Below are 25,473 nucleotides of genomic sequence, written 5' to 3'. Positions count from 1 at the left end.
TCAGCTGCAGCAGCCGCCGGCCTGGCTGTCCTCGGCGCCGCCGCCGATGGTGACCAGGGTCAGCGGCGCGGACAGCAGACCCCCGGCGATCCCGGTCGCCAGACCACGGCCGGCCGCGACCGGCTCGGCTTCGGCGGCGGGTGCGCCGCAGCACCCGCCACCGGCGGCGATGGTGTCGTCGCCCTCGACCGGGTTGCTGTTGCACACCCCGGTCTCCGGCAGGTCGAGCTGCACGTCACGGGCGGCGGCCCAGTCCCCGGCCAGGGCGGCGACCACGGAGCGGGCCTGCTCGTAACCGGTGGCCAGCAGGAACGTCGGGGCCCGGCCGTAGGACTTGACGCCAAGGGCGTAGAAGCCGGGCTCGGGGTGGGTGAGCTCGTCAACGCCGTGCGGCGGGACGGTGCCGCAGGAATGCTCGTTCGGGTCGATCACCGGGGCCAGCAGCCGGGTCGAGCCGAGGATCGGGTCAAGGTCCAGGCGCAGCTCGCCGGCGATCGAGTGATCCGGTCGGAAACCGGTCGCGGACACGATCCGGTCGACAACGACGCTCTGGGCGCCGTCGGAGACCTCGACGCCGTCCGGGCCTACAGCGAGGCTGCGGACGCCGAAGCTGGTGAGCAGGGTGATGGTGCCGTTGTCGACGTGGGCGCGCAGCCTCGAGCCGAGGGCACCGCGGGCCGGGAGGGCGTCGGCGGATTCGCCGCCGTAGGCGCGGGCCGGGCTGGCCGCGCGGATGGCCCAGGTCACGGTGGTGCCGGGTGCCTGCTCGGCGAGTTCGGCCAGGTTGAGCAGGGTGTTGGCGGCGGAGTGACCGGCCCCGACGACCAGGGTGCGGCGGCCGGCGAACCGGTCCCGGTCGCGACCCAGGACGTCCGGCAGTGCTGATTCCACGTACGCGGAAGCGTCGGTCTCGCCGTGCGCGAGGATGCCGGACGCGCCGAGAACGTTAGGGGTGCCCCAGGTGCCGGACGCGTCGATGACCGCGGCGGCCAAGATGTCCTCGCCGTTCGCAAGGCGGACCAGGAACGGGGTGGTGTCGCGTCCGACGGTGCGGACCCGGTCGAGACCAAGCCGGGTGATCGCAACGACCCGGGCGCCGTAACGAAGGTTCGACTTGATCGCCGGCAGATCGGCCAAGGGCTGCAGGTAATCGGCGGCGAGCTGGGCGCCGGTGGGCAGCTTGTCGTCGTCGGGGCGTACCCAGCCGGCGTCAGTGAGCAGCCGGGCCGCGGCGGCGTCGATGTTGAACCGCCACGGGGAGAACAACCGGACGTGACCCCACTGACGAACGGCGGCAGCCGGGTGCTCACCGGCCTCGAGGACCAGGAAGCGCAGGCCACGCTCGGTCAGCTGCGCGGCGGCGGCCAGACCGACCGGCCCCGCACCGACGACCACCACGGGCAGCGGTTCATCGGCGTGCTCGATCGGTGATCTGGCCGGGCGGGCAACGGCCGTCACGCTGTCATCAGTTTCGACTGATGCGTTGTCGGTGCAGCAGCCGGCACCGGCGTCGACCGCCTCGGCCTTGGCGGCCGGGGTGCAGCACTCGGTGCTGGTGGCGTCAGGGTTCTCGCTCATCGAACGGATCTCCTTGAATGGTGGACGGCAGGTGCGCGGAAGCTGTAGGTGCAGGTCAACCGGAGCTAGAGTGGAAAGCGGGCCGGGTCGGAGCGGGTCGAATTGCCGCCACCCCCACGCCGGGAACGCTGTGGGTATCAGTTCCGCCTGATGCTTACCTAGATTTTGGTCGAACTGCTGGTTCTACCTTGCAATGCGGTTAGACCACTGTCAAGCTAAACGCATGTCTGTTCTTCCGGTCGTCGACCGTTCGGGTCCGGTCTGCTGCCCGCCGCTGCAGGTGGAAGCGCTGGCCACGCAGACCGCGGGTCAGTTGGCGCCGATGTTCAAAGCGCTCAGCGATCCGATCCGGTTGCGGCTGTTGTCGTTGATCGCCTCGACGTCCGAGGTGTGTGTCTGCGATCTGACCGACGCGTTCGAGGTCACCGGGGCCACGATCTCGCATCACCTGCGGGTGTTGCGCGAGGCCGGCATGGTCGACGTCGAGCGCCGCGGCACGTGGGCCTACTACCGGGTCAAGCGCGAAGCCCTCGACCTGCTCGGAGCACTGCTGACCGGCTCGGCGGAGCCACAGGACCGGCCTGCAAACGCGGACGCCGAGGCGCCGAAAAGGCAGATGCCGATCACCGCCACCCATCAGAGCCAACTGATATCAGCCAATCCTGATGTGGTGCGGTTGCTGGGCGACCCGCTGCGGGCGCAGATTGTTCGGCTGCTGGCCGATGGTCCGGCGACGACTTCGCATCTGGTGGCTGACACCGGCGCGAAGCAGCCGAACGTGTCCGGGCACCTCAAGCAGCTCCGTGAGGCGGGCGTGGTCACCACCGAGCCGCGGGGCCGTTTTACGTACTACCGGCTTGTGCCGGAATCCTTGCAGGGTGCGGCCTTGCATCTTGCCGACCTGGCCGCTGATGCGGCTGCCCACTCCGAGACCTTCCGGGACTGCTGACTCATGACCAGTACCACCACGGCCGGCGACTCCTCGCCGGCGGTCGTCGGGCGCCTGTCGCGCCTCGACCAGTTCCTGCCCCTGTGGATCGGCCTGGCCATGGTCGCCGGGCTGCTGCTGGGCCGGCTCATCCCTGGCTTGAACACCGCCCTGGAGGCGGTGAAGGTCACCGGGATCTCCCTGCCGATCGCCCTGGGTCTGCTGATCATGATGTATCCGGTCCTGGCCAAGGTCCGCTACGACCGCTTGGACACGGTCACCGGTGACAAGCGCCTGCTGATCTCCTCGCTGGTCATCAACTGGCTGATCGGCCCGGCCGTCATGTTCGCCTTGGCCTGGATCTTCCTGGCCGATCACGCCGAGTACCGCACCGGGCTGATCATCGTCGGGCTGGCCCGGTGCATCGCCATGGTCATCATCTGGAACGACCTGGCCTGCGGCGACCGCGAAGCCGCCGCCGTCCTGGTCGCCCTCAACTCCGTGTTCCAGGTCATCGCCTTCGGCGTGCTCGGCTGGTTTTACCTGACGGTCCTGCCGGGCTGGCTCAACCTGTCCGGCGCCGAACTCGACGTGTCGGGCTGGGACATCGCCCGCAACGTGCTCATCTTCCTCGGCATCCCGCTGCTGGCCGGCTTCCTCACCCGCCGCTTCGGCGAGAAGGCCAAGGGCCGCACCTGGTACGAGGAGAAGTTCATCCCCCGCATCGGGCCCGTGGCCCTCTACGGGCTGCTGTTCACCATCGTCATCCTGTTCGCGCTCCAGGGTGACGCCATCACCAGCAAGCCGTGGGACGTCGTGCTCATCGCGGTGCCGCTGCTGGTGTACTTCGCGGTCATGTGGGGCGGCTCGTACGCCCTCGGCAAGGCCATCGGCCTGAACTACGAACGCACCACCACCCTCGCCTTCACCGCCGCGGGCAACAACTTCGAGCTGGCCATCGCCGTGGCCATCGGCACGTTCGGCGTCACCAGCGGTCAAGCCCTCGCTGGTGTCGTCGGCCCGCTCATCGAAGTGCCGGTCCTGGTCGGCCTGGTCTATGTCAGCCTGGCGTTGCGGCGCCGGCTCTTCGGCCAGTCCCCCGCCGTCGCGCCGGCCTCGGAGCGGGTATGAGCGACCTCGACGCGTTCCTCGATCAGGTCCGCACCAGCCTGACCACGCAGTTCGCCGGGACGGTGGGCGCGGAGACGGTCGGCCGCTACGTCAACGAGTCGTACGTGGCGCTGTACCGCACAGCGCACGCTGACCAGCAGCTGCCGGACAAGGCACGCCGGTTCACCGTCGACCGGCTCACCGCGCTGGGACAGGCCACCGGGGCACTGGGCAAACCGGTGCCGGAAGTGTTGTTCTTGTGCATCCACAACGCCGGCCGTTCCCAGATGGCCGCCGCGTTGATGGCCCACCACGGCCGCGGCCGGGTCAATGTCCGCTCCGCCGGGTCCCAGCCCGACGCGACCGTGTCGAAGTCCGCCACGGCGGTCCTGGCGGAGATCGGCGTCGACCTGGCCGGCGCGTTCCCGAAACCGTTGACCGATGACGTCCTGCGCGCCGCTGACGTGGTCGTCATCGCCGGCGGCGGTGACGCCTGCCCCCGGGTACCCGGCCCCCGCTACGACGCGTGGGACCTGCCCCACCCGCCCGGCAGTGATCTGGACGCCGTACGCGCGGTCCGCGACGACATCGACGCCCGGGTCCAGAAGCTGCTCGCGGAGCTCACCGCGTGACGGACACACCCCGACTGACCGTGGCGCCCATGACGTCCGCCCACGCCGAAGCGGTCCTGGCCATCTACGCGGCCGGGATCGCCACCGGCAACGCCACCTTCGAGACCGCTCCCCCGGCCTGGGTCGCGTTCGACGCGGCCCGGCTGCCGGGCCACCGATACGTCGCCCTCGACGGCGACACGGTCACCGGCTGGATCGCGTGTTCCCCGGTGTCCGCCAGGCCCGTCTACGCCGGGGTCGTCGAGCACTCCGTGTATGTCGACCCGGCGCACGGTGGCCGCGGTATCGGGCGGGTCCTGCTCGAAGCCCTGATCGCCTCGAGCGAGGCCGCCGGGATCTGGACGATTCAGTCCGGCATCTTCCCCGAGAACACCGCCAGTCTCGCCCTGCACCGCCGGTGCGGGTTCCGGCAGATCGGCGTCCGCGAGCGCGTCGGCAAGCACGATGAGGTGTGGCGCGACGTCATCCTGCTCGAACGCCGCAGCCCCACCATCACCTGAGAAGGAGCACCCACCGTGTCCGACAAGCCCAGCGTCCTGTTCGTCTGCGTCCACAACGCCGGCCGCTCGCAGATGGCCGCCGGCTGGCTGCGCCACCTCGCCGGCGACACCGTCGAGGTCCGCTCCGCCGGGTCCGAACCCGCCGACCAGATCAACCCGGCCGCGGTCGAGGCCATGCGCGAGGTCGGCATCGACATCACCGACCAGACCCCCAAGATCCTCGAGTACGACACCGTGCAGTCCTCCGACGTCATCGTCACCATGGGCTGCGGCGACGCCTGCCCGTACTTCCCCGGCAAACGCTACGAGGACTGGAAACTCGAAGACCCGGCCGGCAAGGGCGTCGAGTCGGTACGCCCGATCCGCGACGACATCAAGGCCCGGATCGAGAAACTGCTCGCCGACCTCGTCCCCGCCGCCTGAAACCAGCAGGCCACCGCCGGCCGCCGCAGCGCGGCCGACCCTCGAAAGGCTCTGACGTGGACGAGATCCGCAACCTGATCATCATCGGCTCCGGTCCGTCCGGCTACACCGCGGCTCTCTACGCGGCCCGGGCGAACCTCAAGCCCCTCGTGATCGAGGGTGTGCAGTCCGGCGGCGCCCTGATGACCACCACCGAGGTCGAGAACTTCCCGGGCTTCCCCGACGGCATCATGGGCCCTGAGCTGATGGACAACATGCGCCGCCAGGCCGAGCGGTTCGGCGCCGAGTTCCTCACCGACGACGTCACACGCGTCGAGCTGACCGGTAACGACGAGGTCGGCGCCGAAGGACTCAAAGCGGTGTACGCCGGCGAGACCGAGTACTTCGCCCGCGCGGTCATCCTGTCCACCGGCTCCGCCTGGAAGCCCCTGGGCGTGCCCGGCGAGCAGGAACTGCTCGGCCACGGTGTGTCCTCGTGTGCCACGTGCGACGGGTTCTTCTTCCGTAACCACCACATCATCGTGGTCGGCGGCGGTGACACCGCCATGGAGGAAGCCACCTTCCTCACCCGCTTCGCCGAGACCGTCACCATCGTGCACCGCCGGGACACGTTCCGGGCCAGCAAAGTCATGGCCGCCCGCGCGTTGAACAACCCGAAGATCAGCGTCGAATGGGACAGCGAGGCCGAGGAGATCCTCGGCCAGGACGGCGCAGTCGTCGGCGCGCGGCTGCGCAACCTCAAGACCGGTGACACCAAGGTCCTCGACGTCACCGGAGTGTTCATCGCCATCGGGCACGACCCGCGCAGCGAACTGTTCAAGGGCCAGATCGACCTCGACGACGAGGGCTACGTCAAGGTTGACGCCCCGAGCACCCGCACCAACGTCCCCGGGGTGTTCGCCGCCGGTGACGTGGTCGACCACACCTACCGCCAGGCCATCACCGCCTCCGGTACGGGCTGCGCCGCCGCGCTGGACGCGGAACGCTTCATCGCCTCGTTCCTCGAGCTCTGAGCGGGAGTCACAGACCGCGTCACCCATGACGACACCGTCGGCCGACACCACCTGTCGGCCGGCGGTGTCGTCATGTCCGCCGCTCCAGACGACGCGCAGGGTGCGACCCAGCTCGTGATTGACACCCTCATCTAGCTCAGTCATCATTGACTCAATGAGTACTGACGCAATGACCGTTGAGGGGCGCGCGCGGATCCACGCCGCGCTCGGGGACCCGGCACGGTTGGCGATCGTCGACACCCTGACGCTCGGGGACGCCTCCCCGGGGGAGATCGCCCACTCCCTGGGCATGCCGACCAACCTGGTCGCCCACCACGTCAAAGTCCTCGAAACTGCCGGCCTGCTGGTGCGTACCCGCTCCGAGGGCGACCGGCGGCGTACTTACCTGCAACTGCGACCCGAGGCCCTCGCCGCGCTGGCACCGGCGGCGCTGCAGAACACCCGCCGCGTGGTGTTCGTCTGCACGCGCAACTCTGCCCGCTCCCAGCTGGCCGCCGCGCTGCTGCACCAGCGCACCGGGATGCCCGCCGCGTCCGCCGGCACCCACCCCGCCACGCGGATACATCCCCGCGCGGTGCAGGTCGCGCGTCAGCACGGCATCACCCTCGACCCGACGGCCACCGCGCACATCGGTGCCGTCATCGGCGATGACGATCTGGTCATCGCCGTCTGCGACAACGCCCATGAGGAACTCGCCGACCGGGCCCGGCTGCACTGGTCGATTCCCGACCCGGTCCCGGCCGACACCGACGCGGCGTTCGAGACCGCGTTCGCCGAGATCGCCGCCCGGGTCGAACGCCTCGCCCCCGCCCTGCACACCACGGAGAACAGCCATGACTGACCTTGCCCCGCCGTACGCCCACCAGGACCTGTCCATCGATCAGCAACTCGCCCTGCGCACCGCAGCAGTCAACCTCGGCCGCGACTTCGCCGGGGTCTACGGCGCGGAGACCATCGAACGGTTCCTGCACACCAGCTACGACCAGTTCGCCAGCCTGAGCAGCGTCCCGAACTTCCTGCCGCTGCTGGCCGAACGCTTCGCCCGGCAACGCCTGCAGGCCCTGGCCAAGTGGAAGGCCGCCGCGACGACGGCAAACCCGTCGTGCTGTTCCTGTGCACCCACAACGCCGGGCGCTCCCAGATGGCCCTCGGCTTCTTCACCGCCCTCGCCGGCGACCGGGCCACGGCCTGGTCCGGCGGTTCCGAACCCGGCAGCCAGATCAACGCCGCCGCCATCGCGGCGATGACCGAACGCGGCATCGACATCGCCGGTGAGTACCCGAAGCCGTGGACCGACGAGGTCGTCCGGGCGGCCGACGTGGTCATCACCATGGGCTGCGGCGACGCCTGCCCGGTGTTTCCCAGTACCCGCTACGAGAACTGGGACCTCGACGACCCCGCTGGTCTCGACGTCGCCGACGTCCGCCCGATCCGCGACGAACTCGAGCGCCGCGTCCGGGCCCTGCTCGACCAGCTCGACGTCCCCGCGACCGGTCAGTCCGTCTGATGCGGCTGCTGGTCATCGGGGGCAGCGACGCCGGCATCAGCGCCGGCCTGGCCGCCCGCGAGTACGACCCCACCGCTGAGGTCACCTTGCTGGTCGCCGACCGGTACCCGAACTTCAGCATCTGCGGTATCCCGTACCACGTCTCCGGTGACGTTCCGCAGTGGCGGCACCTGGCCCACCGCAGCGCCGACGACCTCAAGAATGCTGGCCTGCACCTGCGCCTGGAACACCGCGCCACCACCATCGACCCGCAGGCCCACACCGTCACCGCCACCACCCCGGACGGCGGCCCGGTGACCCTGGACTACGACCGGCTCGTCGTCGGCACCGGCGCGCTACCCGCGCTCCCGCCGATCACTGGCCTCGAGCACCTCGGCCCCACTGACGGCGTGCACGTACTGCACTCCATGGGCGACATGTTCGCCGTCCTCACCTCCCTGGAGAAACGGGCGGCACGGTCCGCGGTCGTGGTCGGCGCCGGCTACATCGGTCTGGAGATGGCCGAAGCCCTGACCACCCGCGGCCTGCAGGTCACCCTGCTGGAACAACTCGACCAGGTCATGCCCACCATCGACGCGGACCTCGCGGCCCCGCTGGCCGAGCACTTGCGCGAGCACGGCGTGAACGTTCAGCACGGCACGAAGGTCCACACCATCCGCACCGACGGCACCTCACTGGCCGTCGACACCGACCGGGGCAGCCATCCCGGCGACATCGTCCTGGTCGTGACCGGGGTACGCCCCGACGTCGACCTCGCCGTCACAGCGGGAGCCGAGCTGGGCGTGCGCGGGGCGATCCGCGTGGACCGGCAGATGCGCACCAGCCTGCCCGAGGTTTACGCCGCCGGTGATTGCGTCCACACCTACCACCGCCTGCTCGACCAGGACGTCTACCTCCCGCTGGGTAGCACTGCCCACAAACAAGGACGCGTAGCAGGGATCAACGCCGTCGGCGGCGACGCCACCTTCGCCGGTTCTCTTAGCACCCAGGCCGTCAAGGTCTTCGACCTCGTCGCCGCCGGCACCGGCCTGCGCGACGCCGCCGCCCGCCGAGCAGGCTTCGACCCGATCACCGTGGCAACCACCGCCGACGACCACAAGGCCTACTACCCCGGCGCCACACCCGTGCACCTTCGCATCACCGGCGACCGTCGCACCGGGCGGCTGCTCGGCGCGCAACTTCTCGGCGCCCGTGGCGCGGAGATCGCCAAGCGGGTCGACATGTACGCCACCGCGATCAGCTACGGCGCCACCGTCGATGACATCGCCGATCTCGACCTCTCCTACACCCCACCACTTGGCAGCCCCTGGGACGCCGTCCAGATCGCCACCACCGCCTGGCGTCGTCAGCTGCGTGCTGGCCTCACCGACAACCGAGCGTAGAACGCGTCCGCCAACGAGATGCGTGCGTTGCAGCGACCAGCGACCCTGCGCCGATCCTCGGCGTGTCCTTTAAGGATTGTCCGGCGAACGACCGAGCCCTTTACTCGCCTCCGGTACCCTCGTATGTCGGTGAACACCCGCATTCAGATAAGTCATTAATGCACCCATGAGAAGGCCGCCTGCACTCCTCGGTGTACGAGGTGCTTGGCAGGTGATCTTGCAGGACCGACATGCGTGCAGCGTCGCCCGACCTTCTCGTAAAGCGGATGTTCATCGCGGCTTGCCGTTCCATACTGGAGGCATGGGCATGACGGATGCGCAGATGCCGCGGCAACGGCGACGGCCACGTAATGCGGGCTGCTTACGGTGTCGGCGCCTTGATCAGCTGGCGAGTGTGCCGGCTGTCGTGCGTGACGGCCGCTCCACCGGCACGGTGCGCGGCAGCGTGACCGGACGATTCGGCTACGACGTGCCGGTCAGAGGTCACGTGGTCCAGGTCAGCGCGCTTGCTCGTGCGTTGGCCGCGCCGCAGCGGCCGCGGACGTTCACCGGGCCCGCTATCGGGCTCGGTGGATCTGCTCTCTTGGCGTTGTGGAACCTTCAGCTAGCGGTGATGGATCCGGCTGACGGTATGGCGTGGTTCGGAGTGTTGTTCTTCGCCGTCGTGGCGATCGGCGCCGGCTGGGTGCTGCGGGCGCGGCACCGTCACCTGGGGGCGATGGGTCCGTTGGTGGACGATGCGATCGGACTTTGGCGGCAGTCGTGGTATTGCCGCCGATGCGGAGTCGTCAGCGTCTACGGGCTCGGAACGCCGGCGGCTGTGGCGGTCAACGGCTTTGCGTCTGCGTTGGTGGCCGTGGCTCAGCAGCGGCGTCAGCAAAGTCCGCCTCTTGTACGTCCGCGTCCGACGTCGGTTGATTCCGCTCGGTGACCGGCCGATACGGCCGATTCGATGCTGAACCAGTGTTCGGCCTTTCACACGTAGTCATTGCTGGTGGCGCTGAACAGACTGTCTGCACGTAGTGACTATGGTGGGGCTAATACCGCGGCGGCCGAACGAGCCGTGACGATTGGGAGTGCTGACTTCAATGGCCAAGCAGACGATCACCGTCCTCACGGACGACCTCGATGGCGGCGACGCCGATCGCACCGTGGAGTTCGGGCTGGACGGAGTGAACTACACCATCGACTTGTCGGAGCAGAACGCGGGCAAGCTTCGTAAGGCTCTTGACCCGTACCTTGAGAAAGCTGTCCGAGTTGGCCGGCAGCCGGCAAGCGGACGCATCACCTCTCGAGGTGCAGCGGCTCAGTCCAGCGGATCCAACCGCGATCAGAACCAGGCGATCCGGGAGTGGGCGAAGAAGAACGGCCACGAGGTTTCCGACCGTGGCAGGATCCCCAACGGAGTGGTTGAGGCGTTCCACGCCACCCGTTGAACCCTAGGCTGATCGTTCGCTGACCTTGCCGGACGAGACGCCGCTGCGAATTCCACGCTCAAGTCGCAACGGCGTTTCAGCAAGTTGGCCCATACCCCCGATCTTGGATTTGCATACCTGTTCTAGTCGCTGACCAGTGGTTGCTTCATGAGCATCTCGCAGTGGGTTGTACGGAGCTCGTCGATGGTGCGGTCGCAACCTCGAGGCCGGAGTCGGTCCAGCCGAACCCAGGCGTTGATCAACGTGTGCTCCAGTTCTGTGATCCGCGTAGCGTGTTGACGGCGTACCGCTTCGCGCGGCCTGCTCGATGCGGCGACTGGCTGCTGCGATTGGTCATCACCCTGATTTGGCTGGCAATGGGGATCAGCCCCACGAGTGGGGCTGATCCGTCCGCGCTTCAAGCAGCGGCAGTTCGATACGGATCCTCGCCACACTCGCTGTCCTCCCCGCCACCTCCGCTCGCTGCCATGGCCGACAGACCGGTTCGGGGAAGCACCCTCGGCACTTAGGTAAGCAACATCGGCCATGGGCGCCGCTCGATCGGGTGATTCGTGGGCGGCATGCGCAGGCAGCGCCATGCGTGGTGGCCTGCGTAGACGTGCCGCCAGCGACTGACGACCATAGGTAGACCCGAATGAGGCTCTTGGACGCTGAGGCTAGCGTCGGTTGCGTGACCAGAGTTTCGGCGTTGCGCTGGATGTTGTGCGTACTGGCGGTGGCCGGAGCATTGTGCGGCATTGGCCCCGACCCGTTTGCCGATGCCGGCAGCGAGCTCGGCGCAGCCGTCTCCGCGGGCAGGCATGCCGTAACGGCAGCGGTCGCCGTATCCGACGGCGCCGTCTCCGGCCACCATGCCCCGCACCACGAAGGCGACGAGGTCCTGTGCGATCCAGCTCAGGATGCCGTGATGGCACGGTCCTGTACGTCACACGCGGGCTCCACTGATTTGGTCGCCTCACCGGCGTGGCCGACGCCTGCCGGCGCTTCCTGTTCCCGAGCCGCAGTGGGGCGTGGTCGAGAGTCGGCGGGGCTTGGTCTGGCCGTCGCCGCCGCAGCGTTGCTGCGTATATAGGAGCGGCTTCGTACGCCTTTAAGCGCCCCTAGTTTTCGCTTCTCCGGTATGGGCGTCTCCGCTTATGCGGCTGCCGCGAGGACATGCCTGAGCGATTCCAGTCAGTGCACCGCGCGCTGCGTCTGCGACGGCAGCGGCTTGGTGCGACTGGCGGCTTGCTCCTGACGCGCCATGGACACGATCTCTACACGGTCGTACGGCATGCGTCCCCCGTCGACATCAGAGGACCTTCATTTTGCGAACGTGCACCAAGATCGCGCTCGGATCAACACTCACCCTGGCGGTCGTCGTCACCGGCGTGGTCATCATGAACCACCGTCCGGACCATCCCGCGATTCCTGCGACGCGTTTTCCTGCCCCGGTGACCAAGGCGTACCGCGCTGCGATGGTCACGCCTTCCGCGTCGCCGGAGTCTCAGCACACAGCCGTACTGAATGCCTACCGAGCATGGAAAGTCGCTTTCATCCGTGAGGGCTGCGGCGCCGGGATGCGTCAGGTGTACTCACCGGACGCCTCCTACCCGTACGTTGCGGAGGGTCAGGGTTACGGCATGGTCATCACGGTGTCCATGGCCGATCTCGACCCCGGCGCGAAGGGCATCTTCGACGGGATCGTGAAGTTTGTGCTGGCGCACCGATCAGCCAACGACCCTGATCTCACGGCCGCCGAGCAGGACGATGACTGCGCCGATCAGGCCGGCGCCAACTCCGCGACCGATGGCGACATGGATATCGCGTACGGGCTGCTTCTCGCTGACCGCGCTTGGGGAAGCTCGGGGAAGTACGACTATCGAGCTTTGGCGGTGCGGCGCATTGCAGCGATCAAGGCGAGCGAGGTGAACCCGTCATCCAAGCTCATGCTGCTCGGCGACTGGAGCGCCGCAGGTAATAAGGAGCTGTTCGGGGTGTCGCGGACGTCGGACTGGATGCTCGAGCACTTCAGGGCCTTTGAACAGGCCACCGGTGACGTCGGCTGGGGGGACATCCGCGAAGCACACTTGAACGCTATCGCGGAAGTGCAGGCGAAATACAGCCAGCGTACGGGCCTTTTGCCGGACTTCGTAACGTCCGAGGACGGCCGGACGCAGCCAGCCGACGGCAAGGTCCTGGAGTCCAGTCGCGACGGCGACTACGGCTATAACGCCTGCCGGACACCATGGCGAATCGGATTCGACGCCATCGTCTCCGGCGACCCCCGGTCTCTTGCGGCGGCCCGGAAGATGAATGCGTGGTTCAAGGACACCGCCGGCGGCGACCCCGACAACGTCGGATCGGGCTACTCGCTGGCTGGTGGGCGGTTCGGCTCACGTTCAGCGCGGGCCTTCTGGGCCCCGCTGGCCGTGGCCGCGATGACAGACCCGGGAAGTCAGAGCTGGCTGGACGCGCTGTGGACCAAGATGGCCAGTAGCTCGATCGAACCGGACAGCTACTTCGGGGCCAGCGTGCAGTTGCAGGCCATGCTGGTGGCGAGTGGGCACTATGTTGCCGCATCGGGCGCCCTCAGCGACGCCGACCGGCACCATTGACCGTCGTGGCCTCGCGGTGAGAGCCGGCGGCCGGGCGAGTACATTCGCCCGGCCGCCGGTGGGCCTCAGACCTTCTGGAGCAGGTTTTTCATCGTGGTGATCTCGGCCTGCTGATCGGTGACGATCTTCTGGGCCAGCGCCTTAGCCTCAGGGTTCGACCCCTGGGCCACCTCTTGCTGAGCCATCTGGATCGCGCCTTCGTGGTGGCTGATCATCATGGTGAGGAACTGCTTGTCGAACGCCGCGCCCTTGGCGTCCATCAGCTTCTTCATGTCCGCGTCGGTCATGGAGCCGGGCATCGCGCCGTGGTCCATGTCCGGCATGGCCGACTCCATGCCCATGTTCGGCACCGGAGTGGCCTGGCCCCACGCGGTCAGCCACTGGTTCATGGTGTCGATCTCGGGCTGCTGAGCTTCTTTGATCTTGCCGGCGAGCTGCTTCACGTCCGCGCTGGCAGCTCGGGAGTCGGCCAGAGCCGCCATGGTGATCGCCTGCTGGTGGTGCTTGATCATGTTCTGGGCGAACATGGCATCTGCGTCGTTGAACGCTGCCGTGCTGGACGAGGGAGCGGCGGAGGTTGCCATGCCGCCGTGGTCCATGCCCGAGCCGGACGAGGTGTCATCTCCGCCGCCGCAGGCCGACAGAATCAGGGTCGCGGTGACGGCAGCGCCGGCCAACAGGCCTCGGCGCAGCACAGCAGAGGGCAGGGAAGAAGAGTGCATCATGGGGGTTTGTAGCCTTTCGGATGTCGCGACGGTGAGTGCGCAGAACGATGGGCCCGGCGGCTGCCTAGCAGCGTTTTCCGGGTCGATGCGTTCCTATATGCGCATTACCGCCAGCGACGCAACGCGTAATCCCTGATGCCGCCATCCCGGCGGGGCCCGGGGGGCCGATCGGCTTTGCGCATTTCCATCGTGCCGACGCGCGGCCTCGCCCCTGCGGCTCACCAGCAAGACACTGAGCAGAACTACTAGCGCGAGGCCGCCGAGGACGGCTAGGCAGACGGTCCAGGCGTCCATCCCGCCCGTGCCGTGCCCATCCCCGCAGTGATCATCGGGGCAAGGAACTGATGCGGCTGTATCCATGAGGGAGCCCAAGTTCGCACCATCGGCGATGTGGCCCGCTTCGGCGACCAGCATTGCCGGGCCGCCGGCGTGCGAGTCCATCTGCATGCCCGCGTGACCGAGGGTGTGCATCGTCGCCAGCCCGAACAGCGTGCAGAACAGCAACATCCATCGGGCGGTTCGCCCGAGCTTCGTCGCATCCGCCGCTTGCACGCCATCCACGCTACCGCGCGGCTCGCAGTCGCCCCGCCAGACCCCCGGCCGCCTGCTGCGCGATGTTAGACGGCAGCCAGGGCGATCATCCTTCCTGCAAGATTCAGCTGAAGAGCTGCGACCTACCCGGGACCGGGGCGTAGACCGGCCAGCGTGATAGCAACAAGGCGCTCACGCGCGGGCCGTGAACGCAGCTCGCCGGCGGCACCGAGTGCGTGCAAGCAGTATGTGGCCAGTTCGGTGGCGGGGACGTCGTCTCGAGCGACTCCCCCGTCGGCGGCCGCGGTGATCGCCTGCGTTACCAGTTCGTGCAGCAACCGGCGCGCATGGTGGACATGCTTGGCCTGGTGCAGCGGCACGGCCAGTTCTGCAGCATGGGAATTGCTGGGCGCGTCGGGGTCGTGACCGTGACCGGCACTGGAGAGCTCGGCGTAGACGGCCAGGATCGTGCGCAAGCGCTCGCCGGCGTCCGTACAGCTGGCCGCGGCCTCGGTGAGCTGCTGCAGATGTCCGCTCACCTGCCGCTCGTGCCAGGCAACCATGATCGCCTGTACGTCGGGAAAGTACTTGTACAGCGTTGCCCTCCCGATGCCGACTTCCTGAGCGACCTGCGACATCGTCACGCTCATCCCGTGAGAGGCCACCAGTGCAGCGGTCGTGTCGAGAATCGCCGCGTGCACGGTGCGCCGATGATCCTCGACCGTCTCGCTCCACAACTTAGGCACACCTTTACTATACGTACCGACGTCACACGACATAATGTCTTGCAACAAGACACACTGTCTTGCAAAATGGCGGTAAGTGAACGAGGAGGAGCCATGGAGCCCGAGAGATCCGATCAGCCCAGTCCGCGTACCAAGAGGGAACAGGACGGAGTACCGCGGTGGGTGAAGGTCTTCGCCGTGGTCGGCGCCGTCATCGTGGTGCTCGTCGTGGTCCTTCTGCTGTCCGGGCATGGACCATCCCGGCACGGGATACATAGTTCGAGCACCTCGACGGTTTCCGCCGGTTCCCGGCCGTGAGGCCGGGGGCGCGGCGCGCTCTGCTGGTGGCGCATGTCGGCACGTCCGTGGGCTGGCTGGGCGCCATCGGGGCTTCGCTGGCCCTTGCCGTGGTTGCCTTGGCCACGACCGACCCGACGGTGACTAACGCAGTATTAGTCGTGCTGGAGCCGCTAGGCTGGGCGGCGCTGGTCCCGCTGAGCCTGGCCAGCCTGGTGTCAGGGGTGGTTCAGTCGCTCGTCTCGCCATGGGGACTCGTCCGCCACTACTGGGTGCTGATCAAGCTACTGATGAACGTCCTAGCGGTCGGTGTCCTGCTGCTCTACATGCAAACCCTCGCCGAGCTGGCACATCTGGCTCGAGCGAGTGCGGTCGGCGGCGCGGTGTCCCGGTCTGCGTCGCCGGTGGTCCACGGTGCCGCAGCGATCGCGCTGCTTGTTGTGGCCTTGGTGCTGTCGGTGTACAAACCGCGCGGACGGACGGGTTGGGGACTTCGCAGTCGACGAGCCATCGGGGCGAGCCACGGCACCACCTGACGAATTCGGGCGGGCCACCCCTCCTGACGAGCCGTGGCCTTTACCCTCAGTGGCGTCGCCATCGAGGGATGGGGTCCGCCATGAACGTCATTCACCGCCGCTACTGCCGATCCGGGCATTGGCGACATCATCTCGAACGCCTGCTGCCCTGGGTGACCGCCGACATCCCGCTTGCCGGCGCGCGCGTGCTGGAGATTGGGAGCGGGCCTGGGCAGACGACGGACTGGTTGCTGCCGCGATGCGGCTCGCTGAGCGCCGTGGAGATCGATACTGCGGACGCTGAGGCTCTCGCAGCGCGGCTGCCCGCCGTCGAGGTGCACGGCGCGGACGCTACCCATCTAACCGTTCGACTCTGCGAGTTTCGACGTCGTGGTGTCCTTCACGATGCTGCATCACGTGCCGACCCGCTCCTTGCAGGACCAAATGCTCGCCGAGGCCGCTCGCGTGCTGCACCCTGCGGGCTGGTTCGCCGGCAGCGGCAGCCGGTGGGGACCGCTTTTTGCCATCGCCCATCTGCGGGACACGATGGTGCTCGTCGACCCGAGCGGCTTCGCGCAGCGGCTTAACGGTGCGGGGTTCCGCGACGCGGTGGTCGACCGGCATCGTGATGCCTTCCGCTTCAAAGCCATGAGGTGACGTCCCGTCGCCCCGTACGGGTACAAACTTCCGAGCCGCCTACAGACCTTTCCGGCGATAGGTACGATTGCCGCGTTTGACCCCAAGGCCTGCGATCCGGAAGGCGACATGCTCCGTCTGATCATGCGCGTCTCGACCATCGTCTTGATGCTGGTCTGCGCCGCCTCGCTTGATCACACCGGAGCGCACCTCGCACCGACGTCACACGGCTCAGTAGCGGCCGAAGCCACATCAGGGTATGCCGATCTTGAAGGCCCGCCCTCGTCCGCCGTCGAGAGGGTTGCCGACGTTCCGCACGCGTCGGGCCATCCGTGCGAGCTGTCGAGCACCGCAGCGCATTTCGGCTGGACAACGACACTTTTCAGAGCGTGCCTTTCCGGGCCGGAGCACGCGTCTAGGCTGGGCTCGCCCCATGACTTCCTGGAGTGCAGGCCACAACGCAGTCTGCTGTTGATGACGTGCGTCTGCCGGACGTGACAGGACCTGCGCCGATCACTCGCTCTTGATCCTCAGACGAGTTTCCCGCCGCGACGTGCACTGCGCTGCTGCGCATCCCGTGGCGTGGTCGACGCCCACACTCCTGCCTGCGCTGACCTGACGCCGCCCTGATCGGCTGGGCGTCGGGCCGGTGACCCACGCCCAGAAAGCGACTCACACGATGATCGACGTCATGTCGGCGCGCCTTTCGCGCCTGCCCGCCCCGAGTCAGTTGATCTCCGGCTCGACTTGCCACTCCCTCGATCAGCTTGTCGGCGACACACCTGTTGTGTGGACGCCCGATCTGATCGGCACGCCTGGCCGGGGTTTCTGGGCCAAGCTGGAAGGCCACAATCCCGGCGGCATCAAGGACCGCCCCGGACTGCATCTGATCCAGCGCGCCCGCGAACGTGGCGATCTTCTGCCCGAAGCACCGGTGATCGAGTCCACCTCGGGCACTCTCGGCCTCGGCCTGGCGCTGGCCGGCCAGGTCTACGAGCATCCCGTGACGCTGGTGACCGACCCCGGCATGGAGCCGGCGATGCGATATCTGCTCGCCGCGTACGGGGCCCGCGTCGACATCGTCGACCGGCCGCACCCGTCCGGTGGCTGGCAACAGGCCCGCCGCGATCGCGTGGCCCAGCTGCTCGATGAACACTCGGGCGGGTTCTGTCCCGACCAGTACAACAACCCGGACAACGTCGACGCCTACCAGCCGCTCGCGCTGGAACTGGCCGCCCAGCTCGGCCGCATCGATGTGCTGGTCTGCAGCGTCGGGACCGGCGGTCACAGCGCCGGCATCGCCCGTGGACTTCGTGAGTTCTTCCCGCATCTGCGGCTGGTCGGCGTGGACGCCACCGGTTCGACAATCTTCGGTCAGCCGGCCCGTACCCGGCTCATGCGAGGGCTGGGCAGCAGCATCCATCCCCGCAACGTCGATTACGGAGCCTTCGACGAGGTTCATTGGGTGGCGCCGGCCGAAGCGGTCTGGACGTGCCGCCGGCTGGCGGCCACGCGATACGTGACCGGCGGCTGGAGCGTCGGCGCCGTGGCCCTGGTGGCGTCCTGGCTCGCGCGGACGCAGACCGACGACGTCCGCATCGCGGCAGTGTTCCCGGACGGACCACACCGCTACGCCGAGACGATCTACAACGACGACTATTGCCGCCGCCACGGCCTGCTCGGCGGGGCTCCGGCCCGCCGGCCGGACGAGATCGGCCACCCTGGTGAGCGGGAAGCCACCCGCTGGACCCGCTGCACCCACATCGCCGATCCCGCGTCCGACACCACCCGGGACGCAGCGTGAACGGCACCCTCGCGCAGGTGCGCTCCTTCAACCGGCCGGTACGGCTGCTGCTAATCAACCAGCTGAGCATCAACATCGGCTTCTACATGCTCATGCCGTACCTGGCCGGGTACCTGTCCGGGACATTGGCGTTGGCCGCCTGGACGGTCGGCCTGATCTTGGGAGTACGCAACCTCAGCCAGCAGGGCATGTTCCTCATCGGCGGCAGCCTCGCCGACCGACTCGGCCCCAAACCACTGATCCTGGCAGGACTGGGCCTGCGGGTGGCCGGGTTCGCACTGCTCGGTTTCGCCACCTCAGTGCCCGTGTTGATCGCCGCGTCGTTGCTGACCGGTCTGGCCGGGGCGCTTTTCAACCCGGCCGTGCGCGCCTACCTGGCCGCCGAGGCCGGCGAGCGCAAGACCGAAGCGTTCGCGGTGTTCAACGTGTTCTACCAGGCCGGCATTCTGATCGGTCCGCTGGTCGGGCTGGCCCTGCTCGCGGCGGACTTCCGGTGGGTGTGCGCGGTCGCGGCGTTGCTCTTCCTAGGGCTGCTGATCATGCAGGCTCGTGCGTTGCCGGCACGCTCGAGCCGATCGGCGCAGTCGCGGACCAGCATGCTCGCCGACTGGCGGCAGGTGTTCACCAACCGGCCGTTCCTGTTGTTCTCGTTGGCGATGGTCGGCTCGTACGTGCTCAACTTCCAGGTTTATCTGGCACTGCCGATGCGGGTGCGTGAGGTGACCGGCGGCGAGACCGGTGTGGCAGTGCTGTTCGCGATCTCCGGGCTGCTGACCGTCGTCGGCCAGGTTCGGCTCACCGCGTGGGCGAAGAAACGCTGGACAGCATCGGCCGCCATCGTGCGGGGTCTGTGGCTGATGGCCGCCGCCTTCCTGCCGGTGGCGCTCACCGCCGGTATGGGTCGGGCCGCACCCGGCCCGGCGAGCGCGGCCTTGTACTTGGCGCCAGTCATGCTCAGCACCGTTCTGCTCACGCTCGCCACCATGCTGGTGTACCCGTTTGAGATGACCACCATCGTCGGCCTCGCCGGGCCGCGTCTCGTGGGCACCTACTACGGCCTCTACAACACCATCGCCGGGGTCGGCATCGCCGCCGGCAACCTGCTCACCGGACTGGCCCTGGACGCCGGCCGCACGTACGAGACGCCGGCCGTGACGTGGCTACTGTTGACAGCTACCGGCGCACTGTGTGCGTATGCCGTGTGGTCATTGAGCAGGGCGGGCCGACTGGCTGAGCCGGCGGGACGGGCCACGAGACCGGCAGCAGAGCAGACGGTGGACACTGCAGCACCACCTCAGCGAAGCACACGCTGAAACCCGGGGCGGGCTCGCGGGAGAACTGCTGAACCCGCGGGCCCGCCACCAATCCAGAGGACACCCACGGCGAGCAAAGCCTTCGACCTCACAAGAAGCCGCAATCCGGTTCACCCAGGAGAGCCGATTAGCGTCCAGCTTGGCACCGCCGCACGACGGCTCGCATCGTCAGGGTGCCCATCCGCCACGACCCGCATCTCTCGCGGTCGATGCAGGCTGTGGCACATCGATCCAGCGCGGCGACCTTCGGGAGGGTCACCGACACATGGCAGCCAGCGATGGGCGCTTGATGACCGAGTTCTGCATCCCCGGGAAAGTGAGCACTCGCAACGAAGGCGCGCCGGGTGCCACCCTTCTTCGGTGAACGATGATACGAGCCGCGAATACTCCTACCGGGAGTTCAGCTCTTTCGTGCGGCGCTTCCACCAGGAATCTCTGCTGACGGCCGTGGCGCAGCGCTCACTCAAGGTGCCGCTACGGCTCTCCGACGAAGGCGGCGACGCCCAGACCTTCATCGCAACCCCGCCGTGGGCGCTAGCCGCGGTGGCCAAGGCTTCGATCCGGTACGGCAACCATCACCGGCGGACGCTACCGCGGGAACGGGACGTGGTGATCGCTTGCCGCATGCACGAGAACCTCACCCCGGACGAGCTTGGCCAGCCGAGTCTCAACTCGCCGTTCGCGATCATGGCCCGCACCCTGTACGAGCAGTTCCCCTACCAGGAGCACGGCCTTGCCGAACTGGCCCGCCCGATCGCCTTCTTCGACGACTACACCGGGCGCAAGGCGCTGGAAGTGGTATCCCGGCAGGCCATGACCGAACTGGTCGGAGCGCCCATGATCACCGCGACGGAGATCGTGATACTCCTGGCGACCTCCGCGGAACACAACAGTGGCTACTTCGACCCGGCGTGGCTCAACCAGCCGCAGTTCGCCGAGCTGCTTGCCGTACTGCCGCGCGAGGACATCCTGGCCGTCATCAACTCCGTCTTCGCGCAGACCATGGACGACTTTCACCGCGAGGACGAGGCAGCTGCCGCCAGGACGCCGCTGCCGCACCTTGATCGCTACGCGTTCAACCCCTTGACCTCGCGCCCCTTCGTGCGCCTCTCTGACGGCCGGCTGATCGCACCCGTCCGCCATCTCATCCCCCGGCGCCTCACGCCGCTCGAGCTGTACTACGTCGGGCTGAGCCGATGGCGAACCGCGTTCACACGCGATCTCGGTGAGCTGCACGAGGATTATGTCGGTCGCCAGCTCGCCACCCTGCCCGGCGTGACCGTGCACCCGGAGGTCGTATATCGGGAGGGCAGGCAGGAGGCGAAAAGCATCGACTGGTTCGTCGTCTTCGACGACCTCGTGCTGCTCATCGAGGCCAAGGCGACCCGCTCGCCGCTGGCCGCCCGCGCCGCCGACGCCACCGTCCAACTGGCCTACACAAAGACGCTCGGCGAGGCGTTCGGTCAGCTCGAACGAACTCTCGGCAAGATCCAATCCCGTGCGCCGCAGTTCGCGCACATCCCGGTCGACCGGCCGATCATCGGCATGGTCATCACCCTCGATCCCTGGTACGTCGCCAACAGCCTCGGCCGGGCCTTCCTGCCCACACCGGCGCTCCCGACCGTCGTAGCGCCTATACGCGACATCGAGCAGCTCGTCGCGATCGGCCAGCGCCGATCCATCAGCGGCATCCTGCACGAGATCATGCGCGCCGGCGACGAACGCCAGACCTGGGAACTGGGAACGGCACTTCAGCGTTTTCATGAGCCGGCCGATCGCAACGTCCTGCTGCAGCAGGCGTTCGACCGGCTCCCGATCCGCCGCGGCGGCAGGTCAAGAGACGCATAACGGCAGCCCTGGAATCAGACGAGCGTGAGGTCATCACCATACCGACTTGGTACCCCATGGGGGTATGGGTATAGTGGGTGGCGTGGGGCGACCGCCTCAGCTCGCCGTAGTAGAGGAGACACACCATGACTGCCCAGGCCTACACCGTGACCGGGATGACCTGCTCGCACTGCGTCAACTCGGTCAGCAGCGAGATCAAGCAGATTCCCGGCGTCACTGACGTGCAGGTCGACCTCAGCTCCGGCTCGGTGACCGTCACCAGCGACCAGCCTCTCGACGAGGACGCCGTCGCGGCGGCCGTCGACGAGGCCGGCTACGAACTGGCGAGGTAAGCGTGAACACTCCAGCCCGGCTGGGCGCTTTCGGCGCAGGGCTGGCGGTGATCTTCACCGCCGCCCTGGGCCTCGGCCGCGCCGTCGGCCCGCAACCGGCCCCCGCCGCTACCCACGCCCAGCACAGCAGCACCGCCGAGCGGCCGGCCGACCAGCAGCTACTGCCCGCCGGGCTGCAGGTCAGCCAGGACGGCTACCGGCTGCTCCCGCTGACCGGCGAGCTGCCGACCGGCGACCCGCAGCCGTTCCGGTTCCGGATCGTCGACCCCGACGGCAAGGCGGTGACCGCCTACACCACCAGCCACGACAAGGACCTGCACTTGATCGTGCTGCGCCGCGACCTGTCCGGCTTCCAGCACGTCCATCCGAGCCTGGCCGCCGACGGCACCTGGTCGCTGCCGCTCGCCGTCACGGCGCCCGGTCAGTACCGCGTCTTCGCCGACTTCCAGCCGGCCGGACGATCCGACGGGCTCACGCTCGGCACGGACATCCCCGCGCCGGGCGACTACCAGCCTCGGCCGCTGCCGCCGGCCGCAACCACGACTGCGGTTGACGGCTACACCGTCACCCTCGCCGGCACGCTCCAGCCGGGCACATCGTCGCAGCTCACCCTGTCGGTGAGCAAGGACGGCAAGCCGGTCACCGACCTGCAGCCCTACCTCGGCGCGTACGGTCATCTCGTGGCCCTGCGCGAGGGTGACCTCGCCTACCTGCACGTGCACCCCGACGGAACCCCGGGCGACGGCCGGACCGCGGCCGGACCGGGAATCACCTTCCACGCCGACGTGCCGTCAGCCGGCGGCTACCGGCTGTACCTGGACTTCCAGCACGCCGGAAAGGTCCGTACCGCAGAGTTCACCGCGATTGCCGGCTCCCCTGCCTCAGCCCCGACTCCCACTGCCAGCGCCACGTCCGCGCCGTCACCCAGCTCCACGGGGCACGTCTCGGACGGCCACACCCACGACTAAGGAGGAGCGACCATGGCCACAGCCCGGCCGCTGCAACAGGCACCGAACCAGATCGAGCTGTCGATCGGCGGGATGACCTGCGCCTCCTGTGCGTCGCGGATCGAGAAGAAACTCAACCGGATGGACGGGGTCACCGCCACCGTCAACTACGCCACCGAGAAGGCGTCCGTGGCGTACGCCGACGACATCACCGCCGACGACCTGATCGCCACGGTCGAGAAGACCGGCTACACCGCCGTCCTGCCACCACCGCCCGCGACCGCCGACACACCCGGCGAGGAGTCCCAGCCCGCCGACGGGCTGCGCAGTCTGCGGACCCGGCTGTTCACCGCGATCGCGCTCAGCGTCCCCGTCGTCGTCCTGGCGATGGTCCCGGCCTGGCAGTTCACCAATTGGCAGTGGCTGTCGCTGACCCTGGCCGCGCCGGTCGTCGTCTACGGCGGCCTGCCCTTCCACAAGGCGGCCTGGACCAACCTGCGGCATGGCGCCGCCACCATGGACACCCTGGTGTCGCTGGGCACCCTGGCCGCGTTCGGCTGGTCGCTGTGGGCGTTGTTCTTCGGCACTGCCGGAACGCCAGGGATGACGCACCCCTTCACCTTCGACATCTCCCGCACCGACGGCTCCGGCGCCATCTACCTTGAAGCCGCCGCCGGGGTGACCACGTTCCTGTTGGCCGGCCGCTACTTCGAGGCCCGCTCCAAGCGCCAGGCCGGAGCCGCCCTGCGCGCCCTGCTCGAGATCGGCGCCAAGGACGTCACCGTGCTGCGCGAGGGCACCGAACGCCGAATCCCGATCACCGACCTCGCGGTCGGCGACCAGTTCGTGGTCCGGCCCGGCGAGAAGATCGCCACCGACGGTGTCGTCGAGGACGGCGCGTCCGCGGTCGACGCCAGCATGCTCACCGGCGAGTCCGTACCGGTCGAGGTCGGCCCCGGCGACACCGTGGTCGGCGCAACCGTCAACGCCGGCGGCCGGCTGATCGTGCGGGCCACCCGGGTCGGCGCCGACACCCAGCTCGCGCAGATGGCCAAGCTGGTCGAGCAGGCCCAGACCGGCAAGGCCGCCGCCCAGCGCCTCGCCGACCGTATCTCCGGCGTCTTCGTCCCGATCGTGATCGCGCTGGCCGTCGCCACGCTCGGCTGGTGGGTCGGCACCGGCAACGGCTGGACGGCCGCGTTCACCGCGGCGGTCGCTGTGCTGATCATCGCCTGCCCGTGTGCGCTCGGCCTGGCCACCCCGACCGCGCTGCTGGTCGGCACCGGCCGCGGCGCCCAGCTCGGCATCCTCATCAAGGGGCCCGAGGTGCTCGAGTCCACGCGTACGGTTGACACGATCGTGCTCGACAAAACCGGCACCGTCACCACCGGCCGGATGACACTGATCGACGCCGTCCCGGCGGTCGGGCAAAACCGCGACGAACTGCTGCGACGGGCCGCTGCCGTCGAGGCCGCCTCCGAGCATCCGATCGCGCAGGCCATTGCCCGCGCCGGCGCTGAGAAGTCCCCACTGCCGCCGGTCACCTCCTTCGCCAACCTCGAAGGGCTCGGCGTCACCGGCACCGTCGACGGGCTGACCGTGCTGGTCGGCCGGCCCCAGCTGTTCCGCGACCGTGGCTACACCGTGCCCACCGATGTCGAGCTGGCAGTTTCCACCGCACAGCAGGCCGGGCAGACGGCCGTCGTGGCCGGCTGGGACAACGCGGCCCGCGGCGTGCTCACCGTGGCCGACACGGTCAAGCCGACCAGCCGCGAGGCGGTCGCCGCGCTGCGCCGGCTCGGCCTGACCCCGGTGCTGCTCACCGGCGACAACGAGACCGTCGCCCGGGCGGTGGCCGCCGAGGTCGGCATCGACGAGGTGATCGCCGAGGTTCTGCCGGCCGACAAGGTCGACGTCGTCAAACGGCTGCAGGCCGACGGTAAGGTCGTCGCGATGGCCGGCGACGGCATCAACGACGCCGCCGCCCTGGCTCAGGCCGACCTGGGCCTGGCCATGGGTACCGGCACCGACGTCGCCATCGAGGCGTCCGATCTCACCCTGGTGCGCGGGGACCTGCTCGCCGCCGTTGACGCGATCCGGCTGTCGCGGCGCACCTTGCGCATCATCAAGAGCAACCTGTTCTGGGCCTTCGCCTACAACGTCGCCGCGCTGCCGCTGGCAGCGGCGGGATTGCTCAACCCGATGATCGCCGGAGCGGCGATGGCGTTCTCCTCGGTCTTCGTGGTCGGCAACAGCCTGCGGCTGCGCCGCTTCGCCGGCACGCCCGCCCAGCAGCATTAGTACCGCCCGCCGCCCGCCGCCCGCCCGCCACCCGGAGGGCGGGCGACGGTGTGCTTCAGGACTTCACTAGGCGGGTGATGGCCGCGGTCGCTTCCTTGATCTTGGCGTCCGCGTTGCCCTCAGCGGCGGCCTGAACAACGCAGTGCCGCAAGTGATCTTCCAGGAGTCCCACCGCCACCGCCTGCAGCGCGCTCTTGGCGGCCGAGATCTGCGTCAGCACGTCGATGCAGTACATGTCTTCGTCGACCATGCGCTGCAGACCGCGGATCTGGCCCTCCACCCGGCGCAGCCGAGCCAGCAGCGCCTGCTTGTCGGCGGAGTAACCGTGCGGTCCGGTCGGCGTCGCCTCGTCCATGGTCATGACGGTACCCCACGCGGGTATGTGGTCGACTT

25 protein-coding genes and 2 pseudogenes are annotated in these 25,473 nt (G+C 68.3%); 22 read left to right on the top strand and 5 right to left on the bottom strand.

Annotated elements, in window-relative coordinates:
- Entirely contained in the window at positions 1-1,578 is a 1,578-nt protein-coding gene (locus COUCH_RS15100; RefSeq protein WP_249612708.1) for an FAD-dependent oxidoreductase, read from the bottom strand.
- Between the two features lie 223 nt (positions 1,579-1,801).
- Here COUCH_RS15100 and COUCH_RS39190 point away from each other — a divergent pair.
- From COUCH_RS39190 to COUCH_RS15035, 14 genes and pseudogenes are all read left to right on the top strand, one after another.
- Positions 1,802-2,131, top strand: a pseudogene (locus tag COUCH_RS39190) (ArsR/SmtB family transcription factor); the annotation flags it as partial.
- Between the two features lie 63 nt (positions 2,132-2,194).
- Positions 2,195-2,527 (top strand): ArsR/SmtB family transcription factor, encoded by a 333-nt coding sequence (locus tag COUCH_RS39185; protein WP_249613707.1) that lies wholly within the window; start codon positions 2,195-2,197, stop codon positions 2,525-2,527.
- A 3-nt stretch (positions 2,528-2,530) separates the two neighbouring features.
- On the top strand, positions 2,531-3,637 hold the full coding sequence (arsB, locus tag COUCH_RS15085) for an ACR3 family arsenite efflux transporter (RefSeq protein WP_249612707.1): 1,107 nt from the start codon (positions 2,531-2,533) through the stop codon (positions 3,635-3,637).
- Positions 3,634-4,248 (top strand): arsenate reductase ArsC, encoded by a 615-nt coding sequence (locus COUCH_RS15080; protein WP_249612706.1) that lies wholly within the window; start codon positions 3,634-3,636, stop codon positions 4,246-4,248. Before arsB ends, COUCH_RS15080 begins: the two co-directional genes overlap by 4 nt.
- The gene (locus COUCH_RS15075) at positions 4,245-4,748 is read left to right on the top strand and encodes an N-acetyltransferase family protein (protein WP_430640940.1); all 504 of its coding nucleotides are present in this window, start codon (positions 4,245-4,247) and stop codon (positions 4,746-4,748) included. The genes COUCH_RS15080 and COUCH_RS15075 overlap by 4 nt, the downstream gene beginning before the upstream one ends.
- A 15-nt stretch (positions 4,749-4,763) precedes the next feature.
- The gene (locus COUCH_RS15070) at positions 4,764-5,171 is read left to right on the top strand and encodes an arsenate reductase ArsC (RefSeq protein ID WP_249612704.1); all 408 of its coding nucleotides are present in this window, start codon (positions 4,764-4,766) and stop codon (positions 5,169-5,171) included.
- Positions 5,172-5,227: 56 nt separating this feature from the next.
- The gene (trxB, locus tag COUCH_RS15065) at positions 5,228-6,184 is read left to right on the top strand and encodes a thioredoxin-disulfide reductase (RefSeq protein WP_249612703.1); all 957 of its coding nucleotides are present in this window, start codon (positions 5,228-5,230) and stop codon (positions 6,182-6,184) included.
- Positions 6,185-6,338: 154 nt separating this feature from the next.
- The gene (locus COUCH_RS15060) at positions 6,339-7,025 is read left to right on the top strand and encodes a helix-turn-helix domain-containing protein (RefSeq protein ID WP_249612702.1); all 687 of its coding nucleotides are present in this window, start codon (positions 6,339-6,341) and stop codon (positions 7,023-7,025) included.
- A complete protein-coding gene (locus COUCH_RS39025; protein WP_346015987.1) occupies positions 7,018-7,431 on the top strand; it encodes a three-helix bundle dimerization domain-containing protein in 414 nt (137 codons plus the stop codon). Before COUCH_RS15060 ends, COUCH_RS39025 begins: the two co-directional genes overlap by 8 nt.
- Positions 7,326-7,691: a phosphotyrosine protein phosphatase gene (locus COUCH_RS15055; protein ID WP_346015986.1), complete on the top strand. Its 366-nt coding sequence runs from the start codon at positions 7,326-7,328 to the stop codon at positions 7,689-7,691. The genes COUCH_RS39025 and COUCH_RS15055 overlap by 106 nt, the downstream gene beginning before the upstream one ends.
- Entirely contained in the window at positions 7,691-9,073 is a 1,383-nt protein-coding gene (locus COUCH_RS15050) for an FAD-dependent oxidoreductase (RefSeq protein WP_249612700.1), read from the top strand. The genes COUCH_RS15055 and COUCH_RS15050 overlap by 1 nt, the downstream gene beginning before the upstream one ends.
- A 301-nt stretch (positions 9,074-9,374) precedes the next feature.
- Positions 9,375-10,004 (top strand): hypothetical protein, encoded by a 630-nt coding sequence (locus COUCH_RS15045; RefSeq protein WP_249612699.1) that lies wholly within the window; start codon positions 9,375-9,377, stop codon positions 10,002-10,004.
- 157 nt (positions 10,005-10,161) lie between these two features.
- Positions 10,162-10,509 carry a histone-like nucleoid-structuring protein Lsr2 gene (locus COUCH_RS15040; RefSeq protein WP_249612698.1) on the top strand — a complete coding sequence of 116 codons (348 nt, stop codon included), beginning with the start codon at positions 10,162-10,164 and terminating at the stop codon, positions 10,507-10,509.
- 1,307 nt (positions 10,510-11,816) lie between these two features.
- On the top strand, positions 11,817-13,106 hold the full coding sequence (locus COUCH_RS15035) for a glycosyl hydrolase family 8 (protein WP_249612697.1): 1,290 nt from the start codon (positions 11,817-11,819) through the stop codon (positions 13,104-13,106).
- Positions 13,107-13,171: 65 nt separating this feature from the next.
- Here COUCH_RS15035 and COUCH_RS15030 read toward each other — a convergent pair whose 3' ends face one another.
- From COUCH_RS15030 to COUCH_RS15025, 3 genes are all read right to left on the bottom strand, one after another.
- Positions 13,172-13,828 (bottom strand): DUF305 domain-containing protein, encoded by a 657-nt coding sequence (locus tag COUCH_RS15030; protein WP_346015985.1) that lies wholly within the window; start codon positions 13,826-13,828, stop codon positions 13,172-13,174.
- A 96-nt stretch (positions 13,829-13,924) separates the two neighbouring features.
- Complete coding sequence (locus COUCH_RS39180) at positions 13,925-14,338, bottom strand: DUF6153 family protein (protein ID WP_430640984.1); 414 nt, start codon at positions 14,336-14,338, stop codon at positions 13,925-13,927.
- Between the two features lie 167 nt (positions 14,339-14,505).
- Positions 14,506-15,108, bottom strand: coding sequence for a TetR/AcrR family transcriptional regulator (locus COUCH_RS15025; protein ID WP_249612695.1), 603 nt, complete (start codon positions 15,106-15,108; stop codon positions 14,506-14,508).
- A 323-nt stretch (positions 15,109-15,431) separates the two neighbouring features.
- Here COUCH_RS15025 and COUCH_RS15020 point away from each other — a divergent pair, with 323 nt between their 5' ends.
- From COUCH_RS15020 to COUCH_RS14985, 8 genes and pseudogenes are all read left to right on the top strand, one after another.
- Entirely contained in the window at positions 15,432-15,920 is a 489-nt protein-coding gene (locus COUCH_RS15020; protein WP_249612694.1) for a DUF2269 domain-containing protein, read from the top strand.
- A 354-nt stretch (positions 15,921-16,274) separates the two neighbouring features.
- Positions 16,275-16,556: pseudogene (locus COUCH_RS15015) on the top strand (methyltransferase domain-containing protein); the annotation flags it as partial.
- A gap of 658 nt (positions 16,557-17,214) precedes the next feature.
- Positions 17,215-18,339 (top strand): PLP-dependent cysteine synthase family protein, encoded by a 1,125-nt coding sequence (locus tag COUCH_RS15010; RefSeq protein ID WP_249612692.1) that lies wholly within the window; start codon positions 17,215-17,217, stop codon positions 18,337-18,339.
- Positions 18,336-19,652 carry an MDR family MFS transporter gene (locus tag COUCH_RS15005; protein ID WP_249612691.1) on the top strand — a complete coding sequence of 439 codons (1,317 nt, stop codon included), beginning with the start codon at positions 18,336-18,338 and terminating at the stop codon, positions 19,650-19,652. The genes COUCH_RS15010 and COUCH_RS15005 overlap by 4 nt, the downstream gene beginning before the upstream one ends.
- A 360-nt stretch (positions 19,653-20,012) precedes the next feature.
- Positions 20,013-21,500 (top strand): hypothetical protein, encoded by a 1,488-nt coding sequence (locus tag COUCH_RS15000; RefSeq protein ID WP_249612690.1) that lies wholly within the window; start codon positions 20,013-20,015, stop codon positions 21,498-21,500.
- A gap of 125 nt (positions 21,501-21,625) precedes the next feature.
- A complete protein-coding gene (locus tag COUCH_RS14995; RefSeq protein WP_249612689.1) occupies positions 21,626-21,832 on the top strand; it encodes a heavy-metal-associated domain-containing protein in 207 nt (68 codons plus the stop codon).
- Positions 21,833-21,834: 2 nt separating this feature from the next.
- Positions 21,835-22,800 (top strand): hypothetical protein, encoded by a 966-nt coding sequence (locus COUCH_RS14990; protein ID WP_249612688.1) that lies wholly within the window; start codon positions 21,835-21,837, stop codon positions 22,798-22,800.
- Positions 22,801-22,812: 12 nt separating this feature from the next.
- The gene (locus COUCH_RS14985) at positions 22,813-25,080 is read left to right on the top strand and encodes a heavy metal translocating P-type ATPase (protein ID WP_249612687.1); all 2,268 of its coding nucleotides are present in this window, start codon (positions 22,813-22,815) and stop codon (positions 25,078-25,080) included.
- A gap of 55 nt (positions 25,081-25,135) precedes the next feature.
- Here the strand turns inward: COUCH_RS14985 and COUCH_RS14980 are convergent, their stop codons facing one another.
- Positions 25,136-25,435 (bottom strand): metal-sensitive transcriptional regulator, encoded by a 300-nt coding sequence (locus COUCH_RS14980; RefSeq protein ID WP_249612686.1) that lies wholly within the window; start codon positions 25,433-25,435, stop codon positions 25,136-25,138.
- Positions 25,436-25,473: the final 38 nt, after the last annotated feature.

This window comes from Couchioplanes caeruleus (assembly GCF_023499255.1).
Classification (GTDB): Bacteria; Actinomycetota; Actinomycetes; order Mycobacteriales; family Micromonosporaceae; genus Actinoplanes; species Actinoplanes caeruleus_A.
Note: the sequence above shows the minus strand (reverse complement) of the source record. Positions and strands in the feature narration are given on the sequence as shown.

Excerpts from the sequence above, each read along its gene's own strand:
- arsB (WP_249612707.1), top strand. The coding sequence starts at position 2,531 with ATGACCAGTACCACCACGGCCGGCGACTCCTCGCCGGCGGTCGTCGGG.
- COUCH_RS15100 (WP_249612708.1), bottom strand. The coding sequence starts at position 1,578 with ATGAGCGAGAACCCTGACGCCACCAGCACCGAGTGCTGCACCCCGGCC.
- COUCH_RS15045 (WP_249612699.1), top strand. The coding sequence starts at position 9,375 with ATGGGCATGACGGATGCGCAGATGCCGCGGCAACGGCGACGGCCACGT.
- COUCH_RS14985 (WP_249612687.1), top strand. The coding sequence starts at position 22,813 with ATGGCCACAGCCCGGCCGCTGCAACAGGCACCGAACCAGATCGAGCTG.
- COUCH_RS15060 (WP_249612702.1), top strand. The coding sequence starts at position 6,339 with ATGAGTACTGACGCAATGACCGTTGAGGGGCGCGCGCGGATCCACGCC.
- COUCH_RS15040 (WP_249612698.1), top strand. The coding sequence starts at position 10,162 with ATGGCCAAGCAGACGATCACCGTCCTCACGGACGACCTCGATGGCGGC.
- COUCH_RS14995 (WP_249612689.1), top strand. The coding sequence starts at position 21,626 with ATGACTGCCCAGGCCTACACCGTGACCGGGATGACCTGCTCGCACTGC.
- COUCH_RS15010 (WP_249612692.1), top strand. The coding sequence starts at position 17,215 with ATGATCGACGTCATGTCGGCGCGCCTTTCGCGCCTGCCCGCCCCGAGT.
- COUCH_RS39185 (WP_249613707.1), top strand. The coding sequence starts at position 2,195 with ATGCCGATCACCGCCACCCATCAGAGCCAACTGATATCAGCCAATCCT.
- COUCH_RS39180 (WP_430640984.1), bottom strand. The coding sequence starts at position 14,338 with ATGTTGCTGTTCTGCACGCTGTTCGGGCTGGCGACGATGCACACCCTC.
- COUCH_RS15050 (WP_249612700.1), top strand. The coding sequence starts at position 7,691 with ATGCGGCTGCTGGTCATCGGGGGCAGCGACGCCGGCATCAGCGCCGGC.
- COUCH_RS15055 (WP_346015986.1), top strand. The coding sequence starts at position 7,326 with ATGGCCCTCGGCTTCTTCACCGCCCTCGCCGGCGACCGGGCCACGGCC.
- COUCH_RS15030 (WP_346015985.1), bottom strand. The coding sequence starts at position 13,828 with ATGCACTCTTCTTCCCTGCCCTCTGCTGTGCTGCGCCGAGGCCTGTTG.
- COUCH_RS14980 (WP_249612686.1), bottom strand. The coding sequence starts at position 25,435 with ATGGACGAGGCGACGCCGACCGGACCGCACGGTTACTCCGCCGACAAG.
- COUCH_RS39025 (WP_346015987.1), top strand. The coding sequence starts at position 7,018 with ATGACTGACCTTGCCCCGCCGTACGCCCACCAGGACCTGTCCATCGAT.
- COUCH_RS15080 (WP_249612706.1), top strand. The coding sequence starts at position 3,634 with ATGAGCGACCTCGACGCGTTCCTCGATCAGGTCCGCACCAGCCTGACC.